At 62.9% G+C, this 20,877-nt stretch carries 21 protein-coding genes; 13 read left to right on the forward strand and 8 right to left on the reverse strand.

The features are described from left to right. Nucleotides 1–140: 140 nt before the first annotated feature. A complete protein-coding gene (locus RBA95_RS03715; protein WP_306015463.1) occupies nucleotides 141–1,121 on the reverse strand; it encodes a P1 family peptidase in 981 nt (326 codons plus the stop codon). Between the two features lie 105 nt (nucleotides 1,122–1,226). Next, nucleotides 1,227–3,647, reverse strand: a complete 2,421-nt coding sequence (locus RBA95_RS03720; protein ID WP_306015464.1) for a TonB-dependent siderophore receptor — start codon at nucleotides 3,645–3,647, stop codon at nucleotides 1,227–1,229. Nucleotides 3,648–3,822: 175 nt separating this feature from the next. On the opposite strand from RBA95_RS03720, the gene RBA95_RS03725 reads away from it, so the two are divergent. Together RBA95_RS03725 and ggt are read left to right on the forward strand one after the other, a co-directional pair. Continuing rightward, entirely contained in the window at nucleotides 3,823–4,773 is a 951-nt protein-coding gene (locus RBA95_RS03725; RefSeq protein WP_306015465.1) for a LysR substrate-binding domain-containing protein, read from the forward strand. Nucleotides 4,774–4,817: 44 nt separating this feature from the next. Further along, nucleotides 4,818–6,560 (forward strand): gamma-glutamyltransferase, encoded by a 1,743-nt coding sequence (gene ggt / locus RBA95_RS03730; protein WP_306015466.1) that lies wholly within the window; start codon nucleotides 4,818–4,820, stop codon nucleotides 6,558–6,560. 54 nt (nucleotides 6,561–6,614) lie between these two features. On the opposite strand, the gene RBA95_RS03735 is transcribed toward ggt, so the two are convergent. Both RBA95_RS03735 and RBA95_RS03740 read right to left on the reverse strand, forming a co-directional pair. Further along, nucleotides 6,615–8,084 (reverse strand): RimK family protein, encoded by a 1,470-nt coding sequence (locus RBA95_RS03735; protein ID WP_306015467.1) that lies wholly within the window; start codon nucleotides 8,082–8,084, stop codon nucleotides 6,615–6,617. Beyond that, on the reverse strand, nucleotides 8,081–8,560 hold the full coding sequence (locus RBA95_RS03740; protein WP_306015468.1) for an N-acetyltransferase: 480 nt from the start codon (nucleotides 8,558–8,560) through the stop codon (nucleotides 8,081–8,083). Before RBA95_RS03740 ends, RBA95_RS03735 begins: the two co-directional genes overlap by 4 nt. A gap of 262 nt (nucleotides 8,561–8,822) precedes the next feature. Here RBA95_RS03740 and RBA95_RS03745 point away from each other — a divergent pair, with 262 nt between their 5' ends. Further along, the gene (locus tag RBA95_RS03745; protein WP_306015469.1) at nucleotides 8,823–9,008 is read left to right on the forward strand and encodes a hypothetical protein; all 186 of its coding nucleotides are present in this window, start codon (nucleotides 8,823–8,825) and stop codon (nucleotides 9,006–9,008) included. Nucleotides 9,009–9,079: 71 nt separating this feature from the next. Then, nucleotides 9,080–9,250: a hypothetical protein gene (locus tag RBA95_RS03750; protein ID WP_306015470.1), complete on the forward strand. Its 171-nt coding sequence runs from the start codon at nucleotides 9,080–9,082 to the stop codon at nucleotides 9,248–9,250. A 49-nt stretch (nucleotides 9,251–9,299) separates the two neighbouring features. Here RBA95_RS03750 and RBA95_RS03755 read toward each other — a convergent pair whose 3' ends face one another. The 4 genes from RBA95_RS03755 to RBA95_RS03770 form a co-directional block, all read right to left on the reverse strand. Beyond that, a complete protein-coding gene (locus RBA95_RS03755) occupies nucleotides 9,300–10,766 on the reverse strand; it encodes a HAMP domain-containing sensor histidine kinase (RefSeq protein ID WP_306015471.1) in 1,467 nt (488 codons plus the stop codon). Nucleotides 10,767–10,792: 26 nt separating this feature from the next. Beyond that, entirely contained in the window at nucleotides 10,793–12,214 is a 1,422-nt protein-coding gene (locus tag RBA95_RS03760; RefSeq protein WP_306015472.1) for an NAD(P)/FAD-dependent oxidoreductase, read from the reverse strand. Then, nucleotides 12,211–12,966, reverse strand: a complete 756-nt coding sequence (locus RBA95_RS03765) for a TVP38/TMEM64 family protein (RefSeq protein WP_306015473.1) — start codon at nucleotides 12,964–12,966, stop codon at nucleotides 12,211–12,213. The genes RBA95_RS03760 and RBA95_RS03765 overlap by 4 nt, the downstream gene beginning before the upstream one ends. 114 nt (nucleotides 12,967–13,080) lie before the next feature. Continuing rightward, complete coding sequence (locus tag RBA95_RS03770) at nucleotides 13,081–13,473, reverse strand: helix-turn-helix domain-containing protein (protein ID WP_306015474.1); 393 nt, start codon at nucleotides 13,471–13,473, stop codon at nucleotides 13,081–13,083. Nucleotides 13,474–13,591: 118 nt separating this feature from the next. On the opposite strand from RBA95_RS03770, the gene RBA95_RS03775 reads away from it, so the two are divergent. From RBA95_RS03775 to dapD, 9 genes are all read left to right on the forward strand, one after another. Next, nucleotides 13,592–14,194 (forward strand): NAD(P)H-dependent oxidoreductase, encoded by a 603-nt coding sequence (locus RBA95_RS03775; RefSeq protein WP_306015475.1) that lies wholly within the window; start codon nucleotides 13,592–13,594, stop codon nucleotides 14,192–14,194. Then, nucleotides 14,194–14,913, forward strand: coding sequence for a glutathione S-transferase family protein (locus RBA95_RS03780; RefSeq protein ID WP_306015476.1), 720 nt, complete (start codon nucleotides 14,194–14,196; stop codon nucleotides 14,911–14,913). Before RBA95_RS03775 ends, RBA95_RS03780 begins: the two co-directional genes overlap by 1 nt. A gap of 128 nt (nucleotides 14,914–15,041) precedes the next feature. Then, nucleotides 15,042–15,176, forward strand: a complete 135-nt coding sequence (rpmH, locus tag RBA95_RS03785) for a 50S ribosomal protein L34 (RefSeq protein ID WP_040612710.1) — start codon at nucleotides 15,042–15,044, stop codon at nucleotides 15,174–15,176. A gap of 23 nt (nucleotides 15,177–15,199) precedes the next feature. Beyond that, the gene (gene rnpA / locus RBA95_RS03790; protein WP_306015477.1) at nucleotides 15,200–15,595 is read left to right on the forward strand and encodes a ribonuclease P protein component; all 396 of its coding nucleotides are present in this window, start codon (nucleotides 15,200–15,202) and stop codon (nucleotides 15,593–15,595) included. 15 nt (nucleotides 15,596–15,610) lie between these two features. Further along, nucleotides 15,611–17,629, forward strand: a complete 2,019-nt coding sequence (gene yidC / locus RBA95_RS03795) for a membrane protein insertase YidC (protein WP_306015478.1) — start codon at nucleotides 15,611–15,613, stop codon at nucleotides 17,627–17,629. Nucleotides 17,630–17,725: 96 nt separating this feature from the next. Continuing rightward, complete coding sequence (yihA, locus tag RBA95_RS03800) at nucleotides 17,726–18,307, forward strand: ribosome biogenesis GTP-binding protein YihA/YsxC (RefSeq protein ID WP_306015479.1); 582 nt, start codon at nucleotides 17,726–17,728, stop codon at nucleotides 18,305–18,307. Nucleotides 18,308–18,347: 40 nt separating this feature from the next. Then, complete coding sequence (locus RBA95_RS03805; RefSeq protein ID WP_306015480.1) at nucleotides 18,348–19,325, forward strand: DUF1036 domain-containing protein; 978 nt, start codon at nucleotides 18,348–18,350, stop codon at nucleotides 19,323–19,325. Further along, nucleotides 19,322–20,041, forward strand: coding sequence for a pyrimidine 5'-nucleotidase (locus RBA95_RS03810; protein WP_306015481.1), 720 nt, complete (start codon nucleotides 19,322–19,324; stop codon nucleotides 20,039–20,041). The genes RBA95_RS03805 and RBA95_RS03810 overlap by 4 nt, the downstream gene beginning before the upstream one ends. Further along, nucleotides 20,038–20,868, forward strand: coding sequence for a 2,3,4,5-tetrahydropyridine-2,6-dicarboxylate N-succinyltransferase (dapD, locus tag RBA95_RS03815; protein ID WP_306015482.1), 831 nt, complete (start codon nucleotides 20,038–20,040; stop codon nucleotides 20,866–20,868). The genes RBA95_RS03810 and dapD overlap by 4 nt, the downstream gene beginning before the upstream one ends. Nucleotides 20,869–20,877 lie beyond the last annotated feature (9 nt).

Genomic DNA, 20,877 nt, shown 5'->3' on the forward strand with positions numbered 1-20,877 from the left:
TTCATGGGGATGTCTGCAGGTTAAGCCGTGAATGACCTCTTAATCGAGTGTTCCCCTGCCGGGAGAAATATGCATATTTATTAACAATATCAGAGGCTTATAATTATGCATTTTTATGTCGGGAGTTATTGTCGCATTCGTCAAGGTCGTGACGCATGCACGGCACGGGCGATTGAACGCGTTAAGCAATCTGCGGCGTGATTTCCAAGCCGCGTCAAAGCGTAAGCGGACGGCTCGGCCAACACATGGTTTCCCGTGGCCAAAGCAAACACCACATCGCCGTCAAATGGCGCATGTATAGGCCGGATGGCGCGCGCCAATCCGTCCTGCGCCATGACAGCCAGACGTTGCGCCTGACTTTTGCTCAAAACCGCATCTGTCGCGACGACCGCGATCGTCGTGTTTCCAAGCGGTCGCCCATCCAGCTTGGCATCGCCCCAATCGCCCGGATTCATCTGATACTCCGGCGCGGGACGCGCGCCGCCGAACTCGGCATCGATTTCATAAGGCCACGCCCAGAACGCATCGCTGCCCGGCATGTAGACCGATCCAAAACAGTTCACGCAGGCGAGCGCGGCCACGGTGATCCCCTCTTCGGTGACGATGCTGGCCGAGCCCGTGCCGCCCGGATGCGCGCCAGCCTGGGCGCCATATCCCGCACCGGCCTTGCCCAGGCGCAACGGTTCGCCGGCCTTTCGATAGGCCGCCGCGCCCAACGCTGCATAGGGCGGCGCATTGCTCCAGTCCTTGTCCCCGCCATTGGCGAGATCATACAGAATGGCGCCTGGCACAATGGGCGTTGGCGGCACCCCCGGCGTTGGAAACAAGGCGAAGCCGCGCCCGTCCTTGCACAGCTCTGAGGAGACGCCATCGGCCGCCGCCAGACCAAAAGCCGACCCGCCTGACAGGCAGATCGCATCCACCCGCTCCACCAATCGACCGGCCGCCAAAGCATCGGTTTCCCGCGTGCCAGGCCCCCCGCCCGCCACGTCAACGCTGGCAATGGCGGGCTCCTCGCACACCACAACCGTCACCCCGGTGCGTACCGCTTCGTCCTCGACCTGGCCCACGCTGAGGCCTGCAATATCAGTGATGTCATTATTGGGTCCGGGACCGATCATGGCGCATTCCTTACATAGGGCGCCGTGCAGAATAATCGGCTCCAGACAAAAAACGACCCCCGCCGGAACGCTCCGGCGGGGGGCTGTGGTCACAGGCGCATCAGCTTACCAGGTGTAGCGGATGCGGCCGTAGACATAGCGTCCGGAAAACCCGAACGGGCTGAAGCCCGAGAACGGGAAGATGTCCGAGAACGTCCCCGCCAGATTCGGGTCTTCGGATGTGGCGTCCGGATATTCGTCAAACAGATTGTTGGCGCCGAAGGACACGGTCAGCCCCTCCGCCACATCGGCAGAGAATTCCGCATCCACGATGGTCTTGGGATCCAGCACCTCATCGCCCGAACCGTCTGCGGCGGAACCCGGGTCCACGGTTTCGCCGAACCGGGTGGCGCGCAGCACGCCGCCAAAGGCGCCGCGACTCCAGGTCATCGACGCAATCAGCTTGTCGTCGGGCTGGCCCTCCTCAAAGCGTGCGATCTCACGACGCGCGAACAGGGTCACGCCCGGCAGGACTTCAGAGCTGGGCGCCTGGGTGACGTCGGTTTCATTGCGGTTATAGCCCAGCGTGAAATCGAAATCGCCATAGCTCTCGGTGCCCACGCCATAGGTGGCCACGATATCGACGCCCCGGGTTTCGGTTTCAACGCCGTTGATAAAGAAGCGCGCGCGGCTCACGCCGGTCACGCCCGCAGCCTGCAACAGGTTCTCCACCGTCGAACCCGACAGGTTTTCAGACAACACGATCCGGTTGTCGATATCGATCGCGTAGGCATCCACGGTGAGGCTGAACGCACCCTGGGTGAAGACAAGGCCGCCCGAATAGTTCACGGACTCCTCGGCATCGAGCGGCTCTCCGCCCAGCGCCGCAGCAACCGGACTGTCAGCGGGGAAGGTGCCCACTTCCACCGGGGTGGGCGGCGTTCCCACAAAGACCGTCGAGGTCGAGGTGAAATAGGCTTGCTGCAAAGACGGGGCCCGGAAGCCGTTGGAGATAGCGCCACGCAGAGCCAGCGACGGGGTCAGCTCATAGCGCGCAGACACACGGCCGGTCACGGTTTCACCGAAATCGGAATAGCTTTCCGCTCGCAACGCGCCGGTCAGCAGCAACCGGTCGGTGACATCGGCTTCAAGATCGAGATAGACACCGATGGAGTCCCGGTCCTCATCAACTTCATTGCTCGGCTGGAAGCCCGGGAAGACCTGGCTGCCGCCGGCGAAGGACGGATCTCCCGTGATATAGCTGGCTTCCTCGCCCGCCTGGATTTCATAGCCCTCAAGTCGGTATTCGGCGCCGAAGGCGACCGAAAGCGGGCCCGCCAGGCCATCCATCTCAAAAGAGCGGACGAAATCGAGATTGGCCGTGATCTGGTCGTAGATCAGTGCGCCCGCATCGAAAGAGGTGGGGCTGGACGCGCCAAGCGAGGTGTTCAGCGAGTTCTCCACGCCATAACCCAGCTCGTTGCGGCCATAGCCCAGGGACGCATCCCAATCCCAGCCGCCAATGACACCGCGTGCGCCGCCGACTGCGGAGAAGTCCTCGATATCAGTCGTAATGAGCGGCAGGAAACCGTCAGGATAGATCGCAAGGACATTGCGGCTGTCCTGGGCGCGGCGATAAAAGCCGGCCGCCTCGCCTTCCCGGGTCTGATACCCCGCCCAGCCGTAAAGCTCGGTGGTGGCGTTCAGGGGCAGGCCGGCATTGGCGAAGAAGGAAAAAGCCTCCGCTTCGGCCAGACCGAACCGGTGATTGATGCGATCAAAGGTCAGCTCGCGCGGATCAAGTCCGCCGCCGGGCAGGCTGGGATATTGCTGACGCGGATCGGGACCCGCGCGATTGGTGGGTTCGCGATCCAGATACTCCGCCGAGAGGGTCAGGAAACCGTCGCGCCCAAGCGGCAGGCCCACCCAGCCGGACAGGTTGAGCGTGTCGCCATCACTGGCCGAGCGCTCACCCGTGCTCAGCGGAATATCAGTCGCATACTGGCCATAGGTCGCGCTGACCTGACCGCCCTCGCTCGCTTCGCGCAGCTGGACATCGATCACGCCAGCGATCGCGTCAGAGCCATATTGCGCCGACGCGCCATCACGCAGCACCTGCACCTGACCGATCGCAGCGGTCGGAATGGTGTTCAGGTCCACGGCCGCCGACCCGCGGCCGACCGAGCCGCCCAGATTGACCAGCGCGGAAGAATGACGACGGCGGGAATTGACCAGCACAAGCGTCTGGTCTGGCCCCAGACCGCGCAAGGTGGCGGGCCGGACATGGTCCGTTCCGTCGGTGATGGACGGGCTCGGGAAGTTGAACGAGGGCAGCGTGTACGCCAGCGCCGCATTCAGTTCGGTGATCCCGGTGTTTTCAAGCGCACTGACATCCACCACGTCGACAGGCGCGGTGGTTTCAAGCGCGGTCCGGCCTTCAGACCGGGTCCCGACCACGACAATGACGTCATCATTGTCCGCCGATTGCGCATAAGCCGTCGCAGCCGTCAGTGCAGCTAAGGAAACGGCGCCTAATAGTTTCTTCATTGTGTCACACCCCATTTGCTGAAAAGACACAGAACCAAGTGCACCCCTCTTTGCACGCTCACTCCGAGTCATAAAAAATTACCCTGCTTTTGAAGGCTTGGGCCCGTTTATGACGCTAGAGTCGAGCGTGAAGCTGACGGATGTAGCCGAGCAACACAATTCAGAAGCCCTCAATATGGATTTAGAAAAACTAACCAACGAGACCGCTTCTTCCTTGCCCCTCAATGCCTTGAGGACATTCGAGTGCGTGGCCCGTCACGGAAGCGTGACCCGGGCCGCCGCGGAGCTGGGGGTGACGAGCGGCGCCGTCTCGCAACAAGTGCGTCTGCTGGAAGAGCTGATCGGCGCCAAGCTGACTGTGCGCGCCGGGCGCGGACTCGCTCTGACCGCCCAGGGCCGGGCGACCGCGGAAATGGTCCATGACGCCTTTCAGCGTCTGCGTGAAGCCAGCATCCGGCTCAGCGCGCATCAGGATCCAGGACTGATCCGCCTGGGGGCGCCGGGCGCGTTTGCCGCCCGCTGGCTGTCATCGCGGATCAATGCATTTGAGGCTGACCATCCTGAATACCGCGTCCAGCTGGTCACTGATCCGGCTCCGCAAAGCCTGCACCGGTTCCAGCTGGATATCGAAATCCGCTTTTCGCCCGCCCCGCCTCAGGGCGTGCAAACCGTGGAATTGCTCAGCGAAAGCCTCACCCCGGCAGTCGCCCCCCACTTGCTGCATCCTGATGTGGAGCGTGTGAACTGGCGCGCCGCTGTCGAAGCCCTGCCCCTCGTCCACCATGAACGCACCGGCGGCGAACCGGTCGGCCCCAGCTGGGCGCAATGGCTTGAACAGCGCGGCGTCCGCCGACAGGACACACTGAGCGGAGACCGCTACAACCGCCATGACCACGTTCTGGAAGCCGCTGCGCACCAGCGCGGCCTTGCACTGGCCCGGCGCAGCCTGGCCGAGCCCGACATCCAGTCAGGCCGACTTGTTTTCTTGATCGGCGCAGGCGTGACCCCACTTGGCTGGGGGTATCATTTGCTGTGGCCTGAAGGCCGCGCGCTACACAACGCTGCACGCCAGTTGAAAGATTTCTTGATGGACGAGGCCCGTCCGTTTGAAACTCCCGGCCTGTAATGGCCCAGTCGTGAACCGGCCCTTCAAGGCTGTGAAAGGATAGCATGACCCGTATCGCCCTGCTCAGCGCCGCTTCTGCTCTCGCGCTCGCCGGATGTAATGCCCCTTCCGAATCCGAGACGCCCGCCCCGACTCCGACGCAACCCTCTGAAAGCCGGGCGCCCGTTGGCGGTATGGTCGCCGCGGCGAACCCCGATGCCGTGAAAGCGGGTATCGCCGCCCTGCAAGCCGGGGGTGATGCTGTGGACGCCGCCATTGCGATCCAGACCGTGCTGAGCCTTGTGGAACCGCAGAGCTCCGGCATTGGCGGCGGCGCCTTCATGGTGCACTACGACGCCTCGTCGGGAGAGGTGAACGTTTACAATGGACGCGAACGCGCGCCAATGAGCGCGGACGAGGACCTATTCATCAACCCTGAGACCGGTCAGCCCTACCCCTATGTGGACGCCTGGCGGTCCGGTCTGTCGACCGGAGCGCCCGGAGCGATCGCCATGCTTCAGATGGCGCATGCCGAACATGGCCAGCTGGACTGGGCGGACAATTTCAGCTTTGCGATCGATTTGGCCGACAATGGTTTTGAAGTCGCCCCGCGCCTGAACAATATCGCCCAGCGCATGGCGGGCTTCACCGATATGGAAGAGACCGGCGCGGCGGCGGATTATCTGTTTGACGAGAACGGCGAGGCCTGGCCGGTCGGTCATGTGCTGACCAATCCCGACTACGCCGCAAGCCTGCGCCTGATCGCGGATGACTGGCGCAATTTCTATGAAGGCGATCTCGCCCGCGCCATCGTCTCAGCCGTCAATGAAGCGCCCCGGCCGGGCTATCTGACCGAAGCCGACCTGGCGAGCTATGAGCCGGTCAAGGTCAGCGCGTTGTGCTCGCCCTATCGCGACTATCAGATCTGCTCGGCCCCGCCGCCCGCTTCGGGCGGCATCGCCGTGGGGTCGATCATGGGCATGCTCGACACGTTCGACATGAGCGCGCATGGGCCGAACACCGCTGAAGGCTGGGCGCTGTTCATCGAGGCCAGCCGCCTCGCCTATGCCGACCGCGACCATTATGTGGGCGATGCCGACTTCGTGGACGTGCCGGTCGAGGGCCTTCTTGATCGCGATTATCTCGCCGCGCGCGCCCAGTTGATCAATCCGCAACAGGCCATTGCGGAAGTCAGCCATGGCACGCCGCCGGGCGCCGAAGAGCGCCCCGAAGACGCCACCGACGACCGCCCGGGCACCAGCCATTTCGTGGTGATGGATTCGGAGGGTGATGTGGTCTCCATGACCACAACCGTTGAAAGCCCGTTCGGATCGGGCCGCATGGCCGGCGGTTTCTTCCTCAACAACCAGCTCACCGACTTCTCCTTCATCGCGCGGGATGAAGAAGGCCGATTGCTGCCCAACGCCGTGCAGCCGGGCAAGCGCCCGCGCTCGTCCATGTCCCCGACCATCGTGCTGGACGCCAATGGGGATTTCGAGCTGGCCACGGGCTCACCGGGCGGCAATTCGATCATCGCCTATACCGCCAAATCCCTGGTCGGCATGCTCGACTGGGGGCTGAGCCCGCAAGAGGCCGCCGCCCTGCCCAATGTGGTCGCACGCGGCGACACGGTGAATATCGAGGAAGGCTTTGATGAAGCCATCATGGCCGAGCTGCGCGATCGCGGCTTCACGATCCAGGGCGGACGCGGGGAAAACTCCGGCATCCATATCGTGCGCGAGCTTGAAGACGGCACGCTGATCGGCGCTGCCGATCCGCGCCGGGACGGCACGGTGGAACAGCCCTGAGTTCACTACAAACACCAATGAAAAGGGCCGCGCCATGCGCGGCCCTTTTTGCGTCTAGCGCCCGGCTGACAGGCGTTTTTCCAGCCGGGTCGAGAACCAGTCCACGATCGCTTTCCACAGCGCATCCTTGAGCACAGCGCCTTCCACGGAGTGTTCGAGATTGGGGTTGTCATTGATCTCCATGACCATGACGCCCGCCTCGGTCTGTTTGAGATCCACTCCGTATAACCCGTCTCCGATCAGGCGCGCAGCGCGGACAGCGGTCTCCACCACGTCCTGCGGCGCGTCCTCGATGGCCAGGGTGGAGGTTCGCCCGGCGGTCATCTTGCCGTTCTCGCCATGCTTGACGATCTGCCAATGCCCTTTCGCCATGCCATATCGGCAGGCAAAGAGCGGCTTGCCCCCCAGCACGCCAATGCGCCAGTCAAAGCTGGTGGGCACAAAGCCCTGGGCGATCAGGAGCGCGGTCTCGGCAAACAGGCGTTTCGCGCCCGCCTGGAGCTCTTCCAATGTTTGCGCCTTGACCATGTCGAGCCCGAACGAGCCATCTGGCGTTTTCAGGATCACCGGCGCGCCCAACCGCTCCAACACCTTTTTGAGATCGGACTTCTTGTCGATGACTTCGGTGGGCGGGATCGGCACGCCCGCCTTTTCCAGCAATTCCTTGAGATAGACCTTGTTGGTGCACCGGATCATCGACACGGGATCATCGATCACCGGCATGCCTTCCTGATCGGCGCGGCGCGCGAAGCGATAGGTGATATTGTCGATCGCGGTCGTCGCCCGGATGAAGAGGGCGTCAAACTCGGCCAGGCTCGGCAGGTCATTGGTATCGAGCACTTCCACATCCACGCCCATCTTGCCCGCCACATCAATCAGGCGATTGATGTCCGACGGCTGTGACGGAGGCGTGTGCTCATGGGGGTCGACCAGCACGGCGAGCGACCATTTGGCGGGCGCCCTGGCTTTGGGGTTGCGCACGGTGGTGCGGGTATAGCTCCCCAGCGCATCCAGAAAGAAGGCGCGCTGCTCCGCGCTCATTCTGTTTAGCGAAACCGGACGAATCCGGGTGATGCGAACCGTGCGCTCCAGACTGATCTCAAGTTCGAGCGCGGGGGTGCGAAACCAGTCGCTGACCTCGCGCGCCAGGCGCTCATAGCCGGTCTGGGCCGTCTTGGAGAAGGCGATGAACACCTCCTCCACGGGCGCGACACCCTTGGCCAGCGTATCCGCCAGCCGGGCGTTCAGGTCCGGCAAGGCATGGGCGTACAAATCCTTGCGCGACAGCTCGACCATGGTCTGCACGGTCGGGCTCACCCGGTGACCGCGCGCCTCAGCCAGCAGCGCGGCGTAATACCCCGCGCCCTGATAGGCATATGAGCGCGCCAGATTGAGCACATAAGGGCGCCGTCCGGCGAACAGGGTCGGGTTCGCCAGATAGTCTGACACCCGCATCACCTTGTGCGGGGTCTCGGTCTGTTTGAGGTCGGAATCGCTTTCGACCAGGATCAGCCAGTCCGTCATTGTTCAAAAGTCTCCGCAGGCTCTTCAGGCACTGCTCTGTTCATGACCATCGCAGCTGTTCCGTCTGCGTAATGGCCAGGTTTGGCCCCGGCTTCGACGAAGCCGCATTTGCGATAGAGCGCGCGGGCCGCAGGGTTGTCAGGTCGGACTTCCAGGGACAGACGCGCGCAGCCCGCCTTGGCGGCATAAGCCAGTGCAGCTTCGACAAGCCTGCGCCCCACGCCCTGGCCCTGATCGCGTTCGTCAACCGCAAGGGAGTAAAGCCGAGCGGCTTTTGCGCCCTTTCGGATCAGCACGACGGCCGCGCCACAAACGCCCGCATCGGATGCGGCCACCTGCACACACCCTTCACGAGACAGGAAACGTCGCCAGCTGGGCACGGAAATCCGGTCGCCAGACGGAAACCGGGTCTCCAGCTGCATCAGGGCGGGAAGGTCTGAAATCGTCGCTGCGCGAACACTGACGCCTTGCGCCATCGAAGCGGGGACTCCACACGGTGACAGTCTGTCCGGCGCGCCCTCGCGCGGCTCTGTCATCGCGGCGGTGAATACGCCTGAAGAGGCTGACCCGCAACTGAAAACAAGGGCAGTCCCAGCCCTGAAACAATTTGTTTTCAGTCGCGGACAAACTCCCCTTGCCGAAAACAGAATTCAATCGCCATCTATTGCACACGACGCATGACGCGTCGCGACGCCCCAGCATTCGCCGGCGCCTATCTTGTTATGGAGAGTGTGCGCCATGCGCACGCAGTATCAGTCCTCGATCGCCAGCTCGGCCCGTTCGGCCCTGTGTGGCGGTGAAGCCGCCTCTCTTTACAGACCCAGCAGCTCCGACGCTCACCTGCATCCCGGCGCGGTCAAATCCCGCCAGGGCAAGGTTCGCGCAGGCGATCTGTGGGCCATGCTCTTCACGGTCGGCCGATAGGCCCCGGAAGGACTGCGGGCGGATCTGTGACCCGCCCGCCTGTTTTCCATCAAACATCAGGATCAACGGCCATGGCCGGATTGAAGAAAACGGGCCCTGCCCAGAAAGCCAAGAAGCGGCGCACGAGTGAGCCCTGGACCCCCAGCTATCCCTTTGACGCCAGCGATCGCGCCTCCCGCTTTCACACGCACCGCTGGGAGACCGATAGCCATCGCTATGATGGCGAGTACGAGGAGCGCTAAAGCGTCTCCATGCGCCTGAAGGCCCGGCCGGACGGAATGCGCTGTCCGGTCAGGCCGAGGCTGGAGCTGTACGCAGGCAAACCTCGAACACGGCGCCCTCCGACGAACTCGACTGCAGGTGCACATCCCCGCCCATGACCCGCGCCAGTTCACGCACGATGGACAGGCCCAGACCTGACCCGCCGCGCGAGCCGGAGCGGCCAAAGGGCTCGAACAGCGTCTCTGCGATCCGGTCCGGAACACCTGGACCGGTATCGCAGACCTGCACCCGAACCGTGTCGGTATCGACATGCGCACGCACATGGATCAGCGGCGTGGGGCTCTTGTCCATCACCTGAAGGGCATTGCGGAACAGGTTGAGGAAAATGCGGTGCAGATGGTCAGGGTCCGCCTCGACCAGGAGCGCGGCATCCACCTCATTGCGCCAGTCCGCCGCGCCGGTGGCGACGAAGGCATCACCGGCCGCGTCATCCAGCGCCGCACGCAGGCTGACCGCCTGAAACTCGGGCGGATGCTCTTCGGACCGACCGTATTGCAGCGTGTCTTCACACAGGCGAATGCCGCGATCCACAGCGCGCACCAGACGCGCCCCCATGGCCGCCACACGCTCATCCGCGTTCGAGGACAGACGGTCCGAGATCAGCTGGGCGCTGGTCAGCACATTCCTGAGATCGTGATTGATCCGCGCCACGGCGCCGCCCAGCGCGGCCAGACGCTCGCGCTGACGAAACGCGGTGCGCACCTCGTCCTGCATGGCCGCCAGCGCACTTTCCGCCTCGCCAATCTCGTCCGACCGGCGCGAGAACACCACGGTGCAGGCGGGATTGCCGGGGTCTTGCTGGAACTGGGTCATGGCCTGGGCCAGCTTGCGCATGGGCCGCACGAACATGAACATCAGGCACAGATAGATCAGCCCGCCCGTCATCACCGCGATGAAGATCGACAGCCAGAGCACACGCCCCGAATAGGCATAGAGATCGGTCTTGAGCCCGGCTTCGGGCACCACCACGCTGATCAGGCCCGCCTCGCCCGCCATGGGCTCGTCAATGATCAGCAGATACCGCCCTTCAGGCGCCAGGAAGACGCCGACCGTGTTGAAAATGCGCTCGAACAGGTTCTCCTCGGCGAGCATCACCTCGACCACAGGCGCAGCGCCAATACCGCCCGGCCGCGCCAGCAAGGGGACGTTCATGCCGTCATAGACGCGGCCCACGATCACGGCGTCAGCGCTGGTCAGAAGATTGGTGATCATCTCGTCGCCCAGCCCCATCTCGTCCGCGGTCTCCACCGCCAGAGAGGCGAGGTAGGCGTCATCAGTGCGTTCGGTGAGCCAGTCCGACCGGTAATTGGCGGCGGAGGGAAAGAAAATCAGGACTTCAGCCAGCATCACGAAGCCGATGGACAAGCCCAGAAGCTTGCCCGGCATGGACAACAGCGCTCTTCGAACCGCCTGCATCGCCCCAAGGGGCGCGGCGCGGCGTTCGGCGCTTGTCTGGCTCTCTGCCCTGATGTCCACGCCGCCTCCCCAGCCGGATCCTGTTGTTAGTGAAACGCGCTCAGGATCCGGGCGAGCAGTTTCGCCATGGATCCGAACACCACCGGTTCATAGTAAGAGCCCGCCGCGCGTTTGAAGATTTCCCCGCGTGTGGGGTAGGGCGCGACCGGGCTTGTCAGATCGCGCACCGTGCCGCCCTTGGCCATGACGCTGCTGACGATCTGGATCAGGTCGTCAGCCCGCGCACCGGCCGCATGCGCGCCCAGCACCTTGCCGCCCTTGCCCAGGACCAGCTTGACGCCGCCGCGCACATCCCCTTCGGCGATGGCGCGGTCATTGTCATCAAAGCCCCAGCTCGCGACCTTGACCTTATCGCCATGCGCATCGCGCGCCTGGGCTTCGGTCAGGCCAATCTGGGCGATGGGCGGATCGGTATAGACCGCCGCAGGTATGGGTTGGGAGGACTGGCCCGTGCTCAGGCCATAATAGAGATTGCGCACGATGACGCTGCCGTGCCAGCCCGCCAGATGGGTCAGGCCGCCCTTGCCGGCGATATCGCCCGCTGCGAGCACGCGCTTGTTTGACGTGCGCAACCGGTCATCACAGACAATCCCGCGCGCATCGGTTTCAACGCCCGCCACATCCAGGTCGAGGCCGTCGAGCACGGGCTTGCGCCCCGTGGCCACCAGAAGATGGCTGCCCGACACCACATCGCCGTCTGATAGCGCCACAGTGATGCCGGCGTCATCGGTCTGGACCCGCGCCGCGCTCTTGCCGGTGTGCAGGATAACACCGTCCGCCATCAGCTGATCGGTGACGAGCGCGGCATGCTCGGACTCAAACCGGGACAAGGGCTCGCCCGCCTCGATGATCGTGACCTTGGAGCCCAGACGGCGGAAAGCCTGTCCCAGCTCCATGCCGATCGGCCCGCCCCCCATCACGATCAGATGGCCCGGCAGGGCTTCCAGCGACCAGATGGTTTCGTTGGTCAGATAGGGCGCGCCGGCCAAACCCTCGACCGGCGGAATGAAGGCGCGCGTCCCGGTCGCGACCACGATGCGCTTGGCTTTCACCTCGACGCTGTCAGACGCGACCGTGTCCTCGCTGACAAAGCGGGCGTATTCGCGCACCACGCGGACGCCGAAGCCTTCAAACCGCTCCTGGCTGTCATTGGGTTCGATGGTGGTGATGGCCTGCTGGATGGTCTCGCGCACCCGGGCGAAGTCCACGCTCGGCTCACCGACATGGATGCCATGCTTTGAGGCTTCGCGAATGGCGTGAACCTTGTGCGCGGCGGTCAGGATCGCTTTCGACGGAACACAGCCATAATTGAGGCAGTCACCGCCCATCTCGCCCGCTTCGAACAGGACGACCTTGCGGCCCAGCTGAGCCGCGCCAGAGGCTGTCACGAGCCCCGCGGCGCCCGCGCCGATAATGGCGAGGTCCGCCTTGATGCGTTCGCGGCTCATGCGACCTCTCCGTTGTCCTTGCGCACACGGCGCAGAACCATCGGCAACAACGCCAGCGCGGCGAAGGCGACCATGGCGAAGATCAGTTCAGGCGTCAGCAGCGCGCCAAAGCTTGGCACGCCCTCCGCGGCGGCGCGTTTGATGGTCGCGCCGACGGTCGCATACACATAGGCGCCTGGAATGACGCCCACCAGCGTGCCCAGCGCATAGGCGCGCACCGGAACGTTCAAAAGCGCGGTGGCGATATTGATGCCGAAGAAGGGCAGCACCGGGATCAGGCGCAAGATCACGACATAGGTGAAAGCATCCCGCGAGAAGCCGTCCTGCAGCTTTTTCACATAGCCGGGAAACTTCTCACGCACCCAGTCTGCAAAGGCATAGCGCGCAGCCAGAAAAATGATGGTCGCGCCTGTGGTCGAGCCGATCACCGCCACGCCCGTACCTAGATAGGCGCCGAACAGGAAGCCCGAGCCAATGGTGAACCACAGCGCGCCTGGCACCGAGATCGCCACTGCGAGCGCGTAGAACACCGTGTAGACGACAAGCGCCAGCACCAGATTGTCCTGAACCCAGCCATCCATGTCGCGCAGCAGCGCCTGGGCCCGCTCCGCATCCAGGTATTGCTGACCGCCCAGCGCGAAGAACGCCCCCAGCCCCGCGATCAGGACCACCAGCGGCGCCAGGCGCCGCCAGAGCGGTTTTTTCGGCGTAGGCTCAAGCGCGTCGTCTGTCGTGTTCGGCTCGGCGTCCATACGGATACCCTTTCAACATGCGTGTGACTGTTGTGAACGGATATAGACCGCCGCGTCGAGTCGGGGAAAACCACGACTTCGCCGACATCACTCACCTTGATGTGAGATTCTGTTTCAGACCTCGCCCGGTTCGGCATCCAATAACTGGCTATGCGTATTCTCTTCCGACCAGCTCTTCAGAAGCGATAGGACAGAGAGAGCAGACCGTCCGAAGTCGGTGATTTCATAGCTGACCGCCACAGGCCGGACGTCCCGAACATGGCGAACAAGCAAGCCGTCCGCTTCCATTTCCTTCAGGCGTTGGGCGAGCATTTTCTTGCTGGCGCCACTGAGCATTCGGTCAAGATCGTTGAAACGCACAGGCTCATCGCGAAGGTGCCACAGTATAGACCCCTTCCACTTGCCACCGATCAACCGCATGCCGCGCTCGATCGGGCACGGATTATCGCAAGCCTCGCGAACGAGTTTGCGCTGTCCGTCGTCTGACCAAATGACCTGAGCTTCCATTAAACAGCTTCCATTCTCACAGGTTACAAAAAGTATACTAGTTGAACTAGGTAACCTCAATCTTCATTTTCTCGATCATGGAAAGCGGGCGTCTTCGCCTGGATGATCAGAGGCAAACATGAGCAACATATTGATAATCAATGGTGCAGCGTCTTACCCCTTTGCCAAGGGTGCATTGAACTCTGCCCTTGAACAGAAGGCCTGCACCTATTTCGAAGCCAACGGGGACGCTGTCAGAACCTCAAATGTCATCAAGGGCTATGACGTTGATCAGGAAATCGCCAACCACCAATGGGCAGACACTATTCTCATGCAGTTTCCCATCAACTGGATGACCGTGCCATGGGCGTTCAAGAAGTATATGGATGACGTCTATACGGCGGGGATGGATGGCCGACTGTGCGCAGGTGACGGCAGGACGTCGGAAGCACCGAAAGCCAATTACGGCATGGGCGGCGCGCTTACGGGCAAAAACTATATGCTCTCGGTCACGCTGAACGCGCCCGCAGAAGCCTTTGATGACCCCTCAGAACCCTTTTTTGAGGGCCTGAGCCTGGATGCGCTTCTGGCGCCCGTACATTTCAACGCCAAATTCTTTGGCCTGAAGGCGCTGCCGACTTTCGCTGCCTTCGACGTCATGAAAAACCCTGACATCGACTCCGACTTCGAGAGGTTCGAAGCCCATTTGCATAGCGTCTTCATCAAGCCGGAGGCTGGCTAATGTCAAAACCTGATATTCACCTCTACACAGCCGCCACGATGAATGGCTACAAACCCGTCATCTTCTTGGAAGAAGCGGGCATTCCCTACGATCTAACTTTTGTCGACTTTGCCAAACAGGAACAAAAGGCCCCGGATTACTTGCTTCTGAACCCCAATGGTCGAATACCAACGATCATTGATCGGTCGAATCAAAATTTCCCCGTGTTCGAAAGCGGCGCTATTCTTTGGTATCTCGCAGAGAAGTACGGGCAGTTTCTGCCAGCTTCATCCAATGACAGATCTGAAACCCTGCAATGGCTAATGTTTCAGATGTCCGGGATAGGGCCCATGATGGGTCAAGCCATGTACTTTCAGCGAATAGCAGCCCCCAATGGCCAAAATCACCCTTTCGCCATCAAGCGATACGTCGATGAAAGTCTACGCCTTCTCGAAGTATTGAACACGCGCCTGAAGAACCGGGACTGGCTGGCTGGAGACCAGTACACAATAGCAGATATGGCGACTTACCCCTGGGCGCGCGCTTACGTTTGGGCACAGGTCTCCATAGAGGGGCTGGACCATCTGAACGGCTGGCTCGACAGGCTCAGCGCCCGGCCCGCCATTCAGAAAGCCCTGACAATCCCCAAGGCCCAACCTGCCTTCTGGGGTGAAGAAGACGCGGGAGCCTTTCTCGAAGAGAACGCGAGCCGCTTTGCATCAGACGTAAAGTCGGACTAAGGATGTGCATATCGAGTCTCCGGAATGGAGGCGCACCGCTTGACTCATGGCCAGTCCTCCCGTATCCACCGCGGCTCGAATTTTGAGCCGCCGGGTGACCGGCCGCTGATCCCCATGGGAGCCGAACCGTGAAACGTACATTCCAGCCGTCCAAACTGGTCCGCAAGCGCCGCCACGGTTTCCGTGCCCGCGCCGCCACCAAAGCCGGTCGTCAGGTTCTGGCGCGTCGCCGCGCCAAGGGCCGTAAGCGTCTGTCCGCCTAATTCAGGCGTCAGACGACACGACGATGTATCCAGATCGCGCCGCACGGATCACCGAGCGGCGCGATTTTTTACGCGCGCGTGAAGCGCCGCGTTCCGCCAAACCCTCTGTGGTCATTCAGATGCGTGTGCGTTCTGATGATCGCGACGGCCCGGTCCGGGCCGGGTTCACGGCGACCAAGAAAATCGGCAACGCCGTGGCGCGCAATCGCGCCAAGCGCCGATTGCGCGCAGCCGCCCGCCTGCTGCTGCCCCTCCACGGACAGCCCGGAACAGACTATGTGTTCATTGCGCGCGCTCAAACTGCGGCCCGGTCGTGGTCGGCCTTGCTTGACGATGTGAAAGCCGCGTTGATAAGCCTCGCGCGGCGTGAACGCGGACCGACGGGCGGTTCGCGCGATCATACGCCCTCAAAACCGTAAGGGATTGTTCCTCCCATGGGTGAGAACCGCAACTTCCTGCTCGCGGCCGTCATAGCGATCGGCATCCTGTTCCTCTATCAGGCCTTCATCCTCGACCCGATGGCGAGAGACCGGGAAGCAGCCGAGCAGGCTGCGGCTGAATCCCAGGTTCAGGACACCGGCGATGATGCGCCCCAGGCGTCCGACGCCAGCTTCGCCGCGGGCCTGGGCGAGAACGGCATGAGCCGTGAAGACGCGCTCGCCCGCTCCCAGCGCATTGAAATTCGCACCGAGGCCCTCGCAGGTTCGCTGTCGCTGACCGGCGCGCGGATCGATGACCTGCATCTTTTGCGTTACGAGACCGAAGTGGACTCCGATGAACCCGTCACCTTGATGAGCCCGGAAGGCTTTGACGGTTACCAGTTCGCCGCCAGCGGCTGGCTGGGCGGCGCCAACGCGCCCCAGGGCCTGCCGGGCCTGAGCACCGAGTGGACGCTGGTCGAGGGCAATGTGCTGAGCGTGGACAGCCCCGTGGTGCTGGAACACACCGCAGGCGACCTGACCTTCCGCCGCACGATCTCGATCGACGAGAACTATCTCTTCACCGTCAACGACACCGTCGTGAACAACGGCTCGGCTGCGGTGTCCCTGCGCCCATACGCGCTGGTGCGCCAGCATGGCGTTCCGGCGGACCTTCAGAACTTCTTCGTCCTTCACGAAGGCGCCGTGGGCGTCGTGGACGGCACCCATTTCTCGCGCAAGTTCAAGAAATGGGAAGATGAAGGCCTGATCGAGCGCAACGGCCCGGGCGGCTGGATGGGCATCACCTCGAAATACTGGCTGGCCGCGGTTGCGCCCGCAGACCAGTCCAATGTGCGCGCCCAGTTCCGCGTCGTGTCGCGTCCCGACCGTCCGGTCTTTGAATCCAACTATCTCAGCGACGCGCAGACCCTGCCGCCGGGCGCCAGCCTTGAATCGACGAATTATGTGTTCGCCGGGGCCAAGAAACAGCCCATCCTCGCCGCCTATGAGCGCGATCTGGGCATTGAACGCCTGACCCAGGCAATCGACTGGGGCATGTTCTGGTTCATGACCCGTCCGTTCTTTGCGGCGCTTCACTTCTTCTACGGTCTTCTGGGCAATTACGGCCTCGCCATCATGGTCGTGACGCTTCTGATCAAGCTGGTGCTGTTCCCGCTGAACAATCGCGCCTTCGCCTCCATGGCCAAGATGCGCGCCGCCGCACCGAAAATGACCGAGATCCGCGAGCGTCACAAAGACGATCCGCAAGCCCAGCAGAAAGCGATGATGGAGCTCTATCGCAAGGAGCGCATCAATCCGGTTGCAGGCTGTCTGCCGATCCTGCCGCAGATCCCGATCTTCTTTGCGCTCTACAAGACGGTGTTCATCTCGCTGGATGCCCGCCATGCGCCGTTCTTTGGCTGGATCCAGGACATGTCCGCGCCCGATCCGACCATGATCGGCAATCTGTTCGGCCTGTTGCCCTATGACCCGTCCGGCTTCCCGATCGTCGGCCCAATCCTGGCGATCGGCATCTGGCCGCTGCTGATGGGCGTGACCATGTGGGCGCAGCAATCGCTGAACCCGCCGCCGCCGGACAAGATCCAGCGTCAGATCTTCGCCTTCATGCCGATCATCTTCACGATCATCATGGCGCCGTTCCCGGCCGCTCTGATCATCTACTGGTCCTGGAACAACACCCTGACCATCGGCCAGCAATATCTGATCATGCGCCGTCAGGGCGTGGTGACCGAGCTCGACCGCAACTTCTTCAAGCTGCGTGAAAAGCTGACCGGCAAGGCCACTCCCGCCAAGTACAAGGGCGAGGACACGCCGACCGCCACCAATCAGGTGATCGAAGGCAAGGTGGAAGAAGCCGTCTCCGACATGGCGGACGACGCCAACGCCGATGACGTGGCGACCGAGGGCGAAACCCCGGCCGACGCCAAGTCCGAGACCAAGCCCGCGCCGACCGGCCGTCGGGTCAGCTCCAACCCCGCAGCGAAAAAACCGCGCGGCGGCAAGAAGAAATAGGAGGCGGCCCTGACCGAGCCTTCTCCCGAAGCCCAGGCTGAGCAGGCGGCCCGTCTTACGGCGGGCCGCAAGCTGTTCTCCGGCGAGATCGACTTCATGCTGGGGGTGGTGTCCATGGACACCCTGCCCGACACCCATGTCCCCGAAGTGGCCTTCGCCGGCCGCTCGAATGTGGGCAAGTCCTCGCTGATCAACGCCCTGACCGGCCGCAAGCAATTGGCGCGCGCCTCGACCGAGCCGGGGCGGACGCGCGAGCTGAACTTCTTTGACATGCATGGCCGGCTGCGCATTGTCGACCTGCCCGGCTATGGCTTCGCCAAAGCGCCCAAGGAGGTCGCGGCGCGCTGGACGCGTTTGACGCAGAACTATCTGCGGGGCCGGGTCAATCTCAAGCGCGTCTTCCTGCTGATCGACTCCCGTCATGGCATCAAACCGTCTGACGAAGCGATCATGAAGGTTCTTGATAGCGCCGCCGTGGTGTACCAGATCGTTCTGACCAAGACTGACAAGCTCAAACCCAGCGAGGCGCAAAAGCGCCTTGAGGAAACAACGCTGAAAGTCGCCAAGCGCCCGGCCGCCTTCCCGGTGATTTCCGCCACCTCGAGCGCCAAGCGGGACGGGCTGGACGAGTTGCGCGGAGAAATCTCCACCCTGGCCTTGCCCGCCGGGGACCAGTAATCCGGGGCTTTGACACGCCCCGACAGACGGGACTGTCGACATGCTGAACCGGATCCTGATCGCCGCTTTCGTCGCCCTGGGCTTGAGTGGCGCCGCCCAGGCCGGGCAGGTGTGCAACGAGACCAGCTATATGGTGGAAGCCGCCAAGGCCTGGCGCACGCCCACAGGGCTCGCCGTGGAAGGCTGGGCGCGGATCGCGCCGGGCGGCTGTGCGGATATCGGCCCCTCCACCAATACCGAGCAATATCTGTACGCCCGCACCACCCGCGCCTATCTGGGCGGTGTGCGCGAATGGCGCGGCAGCCTTGATATCTGTGTGGACGAGACGGACTTCGCCTTCGAGGGAGTCGCCGATTGTGAAACCCTGGGCCTTGAAACCCGCAAATTCCGACAACTGAGCGAGGCCGAGCGGGATAACGCCGTGCTTGTGGAAGTCGCCGATTTCGGGGATCGCGCCGAAGAGGCGGGCCTGCAGCGCCTTCTGCAGTCCTCGGGCTATGACATCAACGTCATTGATGGCTATGCCGGACGGCGCACGCGTCGCCAGGTCGCCGCCTTCGAAGAAGACCAGGGCCGCAGCTTCGGCGCCGATCGCGCCGCCCTGATCGAGGCGCTGCATGAGCGCGCCATGGCGCGCAATGCGGGCCTGGGGCTCCGCGTCTGCAATGACGCCAACCTGCCCATGGGCGTAGCTGTCGCTCGCGCCGCCGGCGATGGCTACGAGACCCGCGGCTGGTGGCGGATTGCGCCGGGCGGCTGTGCGCAGACCCTGTCCGCCCAGCTCACCAGCAATGAAACCTATGTGTACGCCCAGCTGATTGATGAGGACGCCTTGCGTCCGCTGGCGGGCGGAACCGAGGCCTTCTGCATCACCCCGGCGCGCTTTACCAGCCAGACCCGGGATGAATGCAACACTGCGGGCTTCCAGCCCGCCCTGTTCCGCACCGCGCCGACACCCGAAGAGGGCGGCAGCCTGATGCGGCTGGACCTGGATGATTTTGAGGAACCCCTTCCGTGAACCGAACCCCTGATCTGCATCATGTGAACACCTGGGTGTTCGACCTTGATGAGACGCTCTATCCCGCCGACACCGCCGTGATGAGCCAGGTCATCGACAAGATGACCGACTGGGTCCAGCGCGAATTCTCCATGACACGAGACGAGGCGCACACCCTCCAGCAGCATTACTACACGACCTATGGGACGACGTTGAACGGGCTTCTGGTCAATAATGAAGTGCGCGATCTGGCGAGCTTTCTCGACTACGTGCACGATGTCGACCATTCGGTGATCACGCCCGATCCCGAACTGGCCAGCCATGTGAAAGCGCTGGACGGTCGACGCATCGTCTACACCAACGGTTCGCGCAAACACGCCGAGAAGGTGATCGACCGGCTCGGGCTCAACGGCCTGTTCGAGGACCTGTACGACATCGAAGCCGCTGATTTCACGCCCAAGCCGCATCGCGAAGGCTTTGAGCGGTTTACCGGTCATTTCTCGATCACACCGCAAAGCACCGTAATGTTCGAGGATTCGGTGAAGAACCTGCAGACGGCGCACGATGTGGGCTTCACCACCGTGCTGGTGCACCCGCCAAGCGAAGCGCTTGCGGATGGCGCCCGGCCCGAACCCTTGGTACATCCCCCTCATATCCATTACGCCGTGGATTGCCTGCGCACCTTCCTGGGTGACTGGCACGCCACCGCCGCTGACAAGAAGAAGACGACGCCATGAACCGTGATGCCCTGAAATCCGTCATCGACGCCGCCTGGGACACCCGCGACCAGCTCACCACCCAGACCCAGGGCGATGTGCGCGATGCCGTCAATGCGTCCCTGAACCTGCTTGATAGCGGTGAGGCCCGCGTCGCCAGCAAGGATGAAGCCGGCCAATGGGTCGTGCACGAATGGCTGAAGAAGGCGGTTCTGCTGTCCTTCCGTCTGAACCCGAACCGCATCATTCCCGGCGGCGCCGATCATGGCCCGTGGTGGGACAAGGTGGCCTCCAAGTTCGAAGGCTGGGACGCCGCCGAGTTCGAACGCGCCGGCTTCCGCGCCGTGCCGCCCGCCGCCGTGCGTCGCGGCGCCTTCATCGGCAAGGGCGTGGTGCTGATGCCGTCCTACGTTAACATCGGCGCCTATGTGGATGAGGGCACGATGGTCGACACCTGGGCCACCGTCGGCTCCTGCGCCCAGATCGGCAAGAATGTGCATATTTCCGGCGGCGCCGGCATTGGCGGCGTTCTGGAACCGCTCCAGGCCAACCCCGTCATCATCGAGGACAACTGCTTCATCGGCGCCCGCGCAGAGGTGGCCGAAGGCGTGATCGTGCGCGAAGGCGCGGTGCTCGCCATGGGCGTTTATCTGAGCGGCTCCACCAAGATCGTCGACCGCGAAACCGGCGAGATCTTCCGCGGTGAAGTTCCGCCCTACGCCGTGGTCGTGCCGGGCAATCTGCCCGGTGAAGCGGGCAAGCCGGGACTTTATTGCGCTGTCATCGTCAAGCGCGTCGACGCCCAGACCCGCGCCAAGACCTCAATCAACGCGCTGCTGCGCGATTAGGCCCGCAGA

The sequence above is a fragment of the Oceanicaulis sp. MMSF_3324 genome, assembly GCF_030733545.1.
In the GTDB taxonomy this organism is placed as follows: Bacteria; Pseudomonadota; Alphaproteobacteria; order Caulobacterales; family Maricaulaceae; genus Oceanicaulis.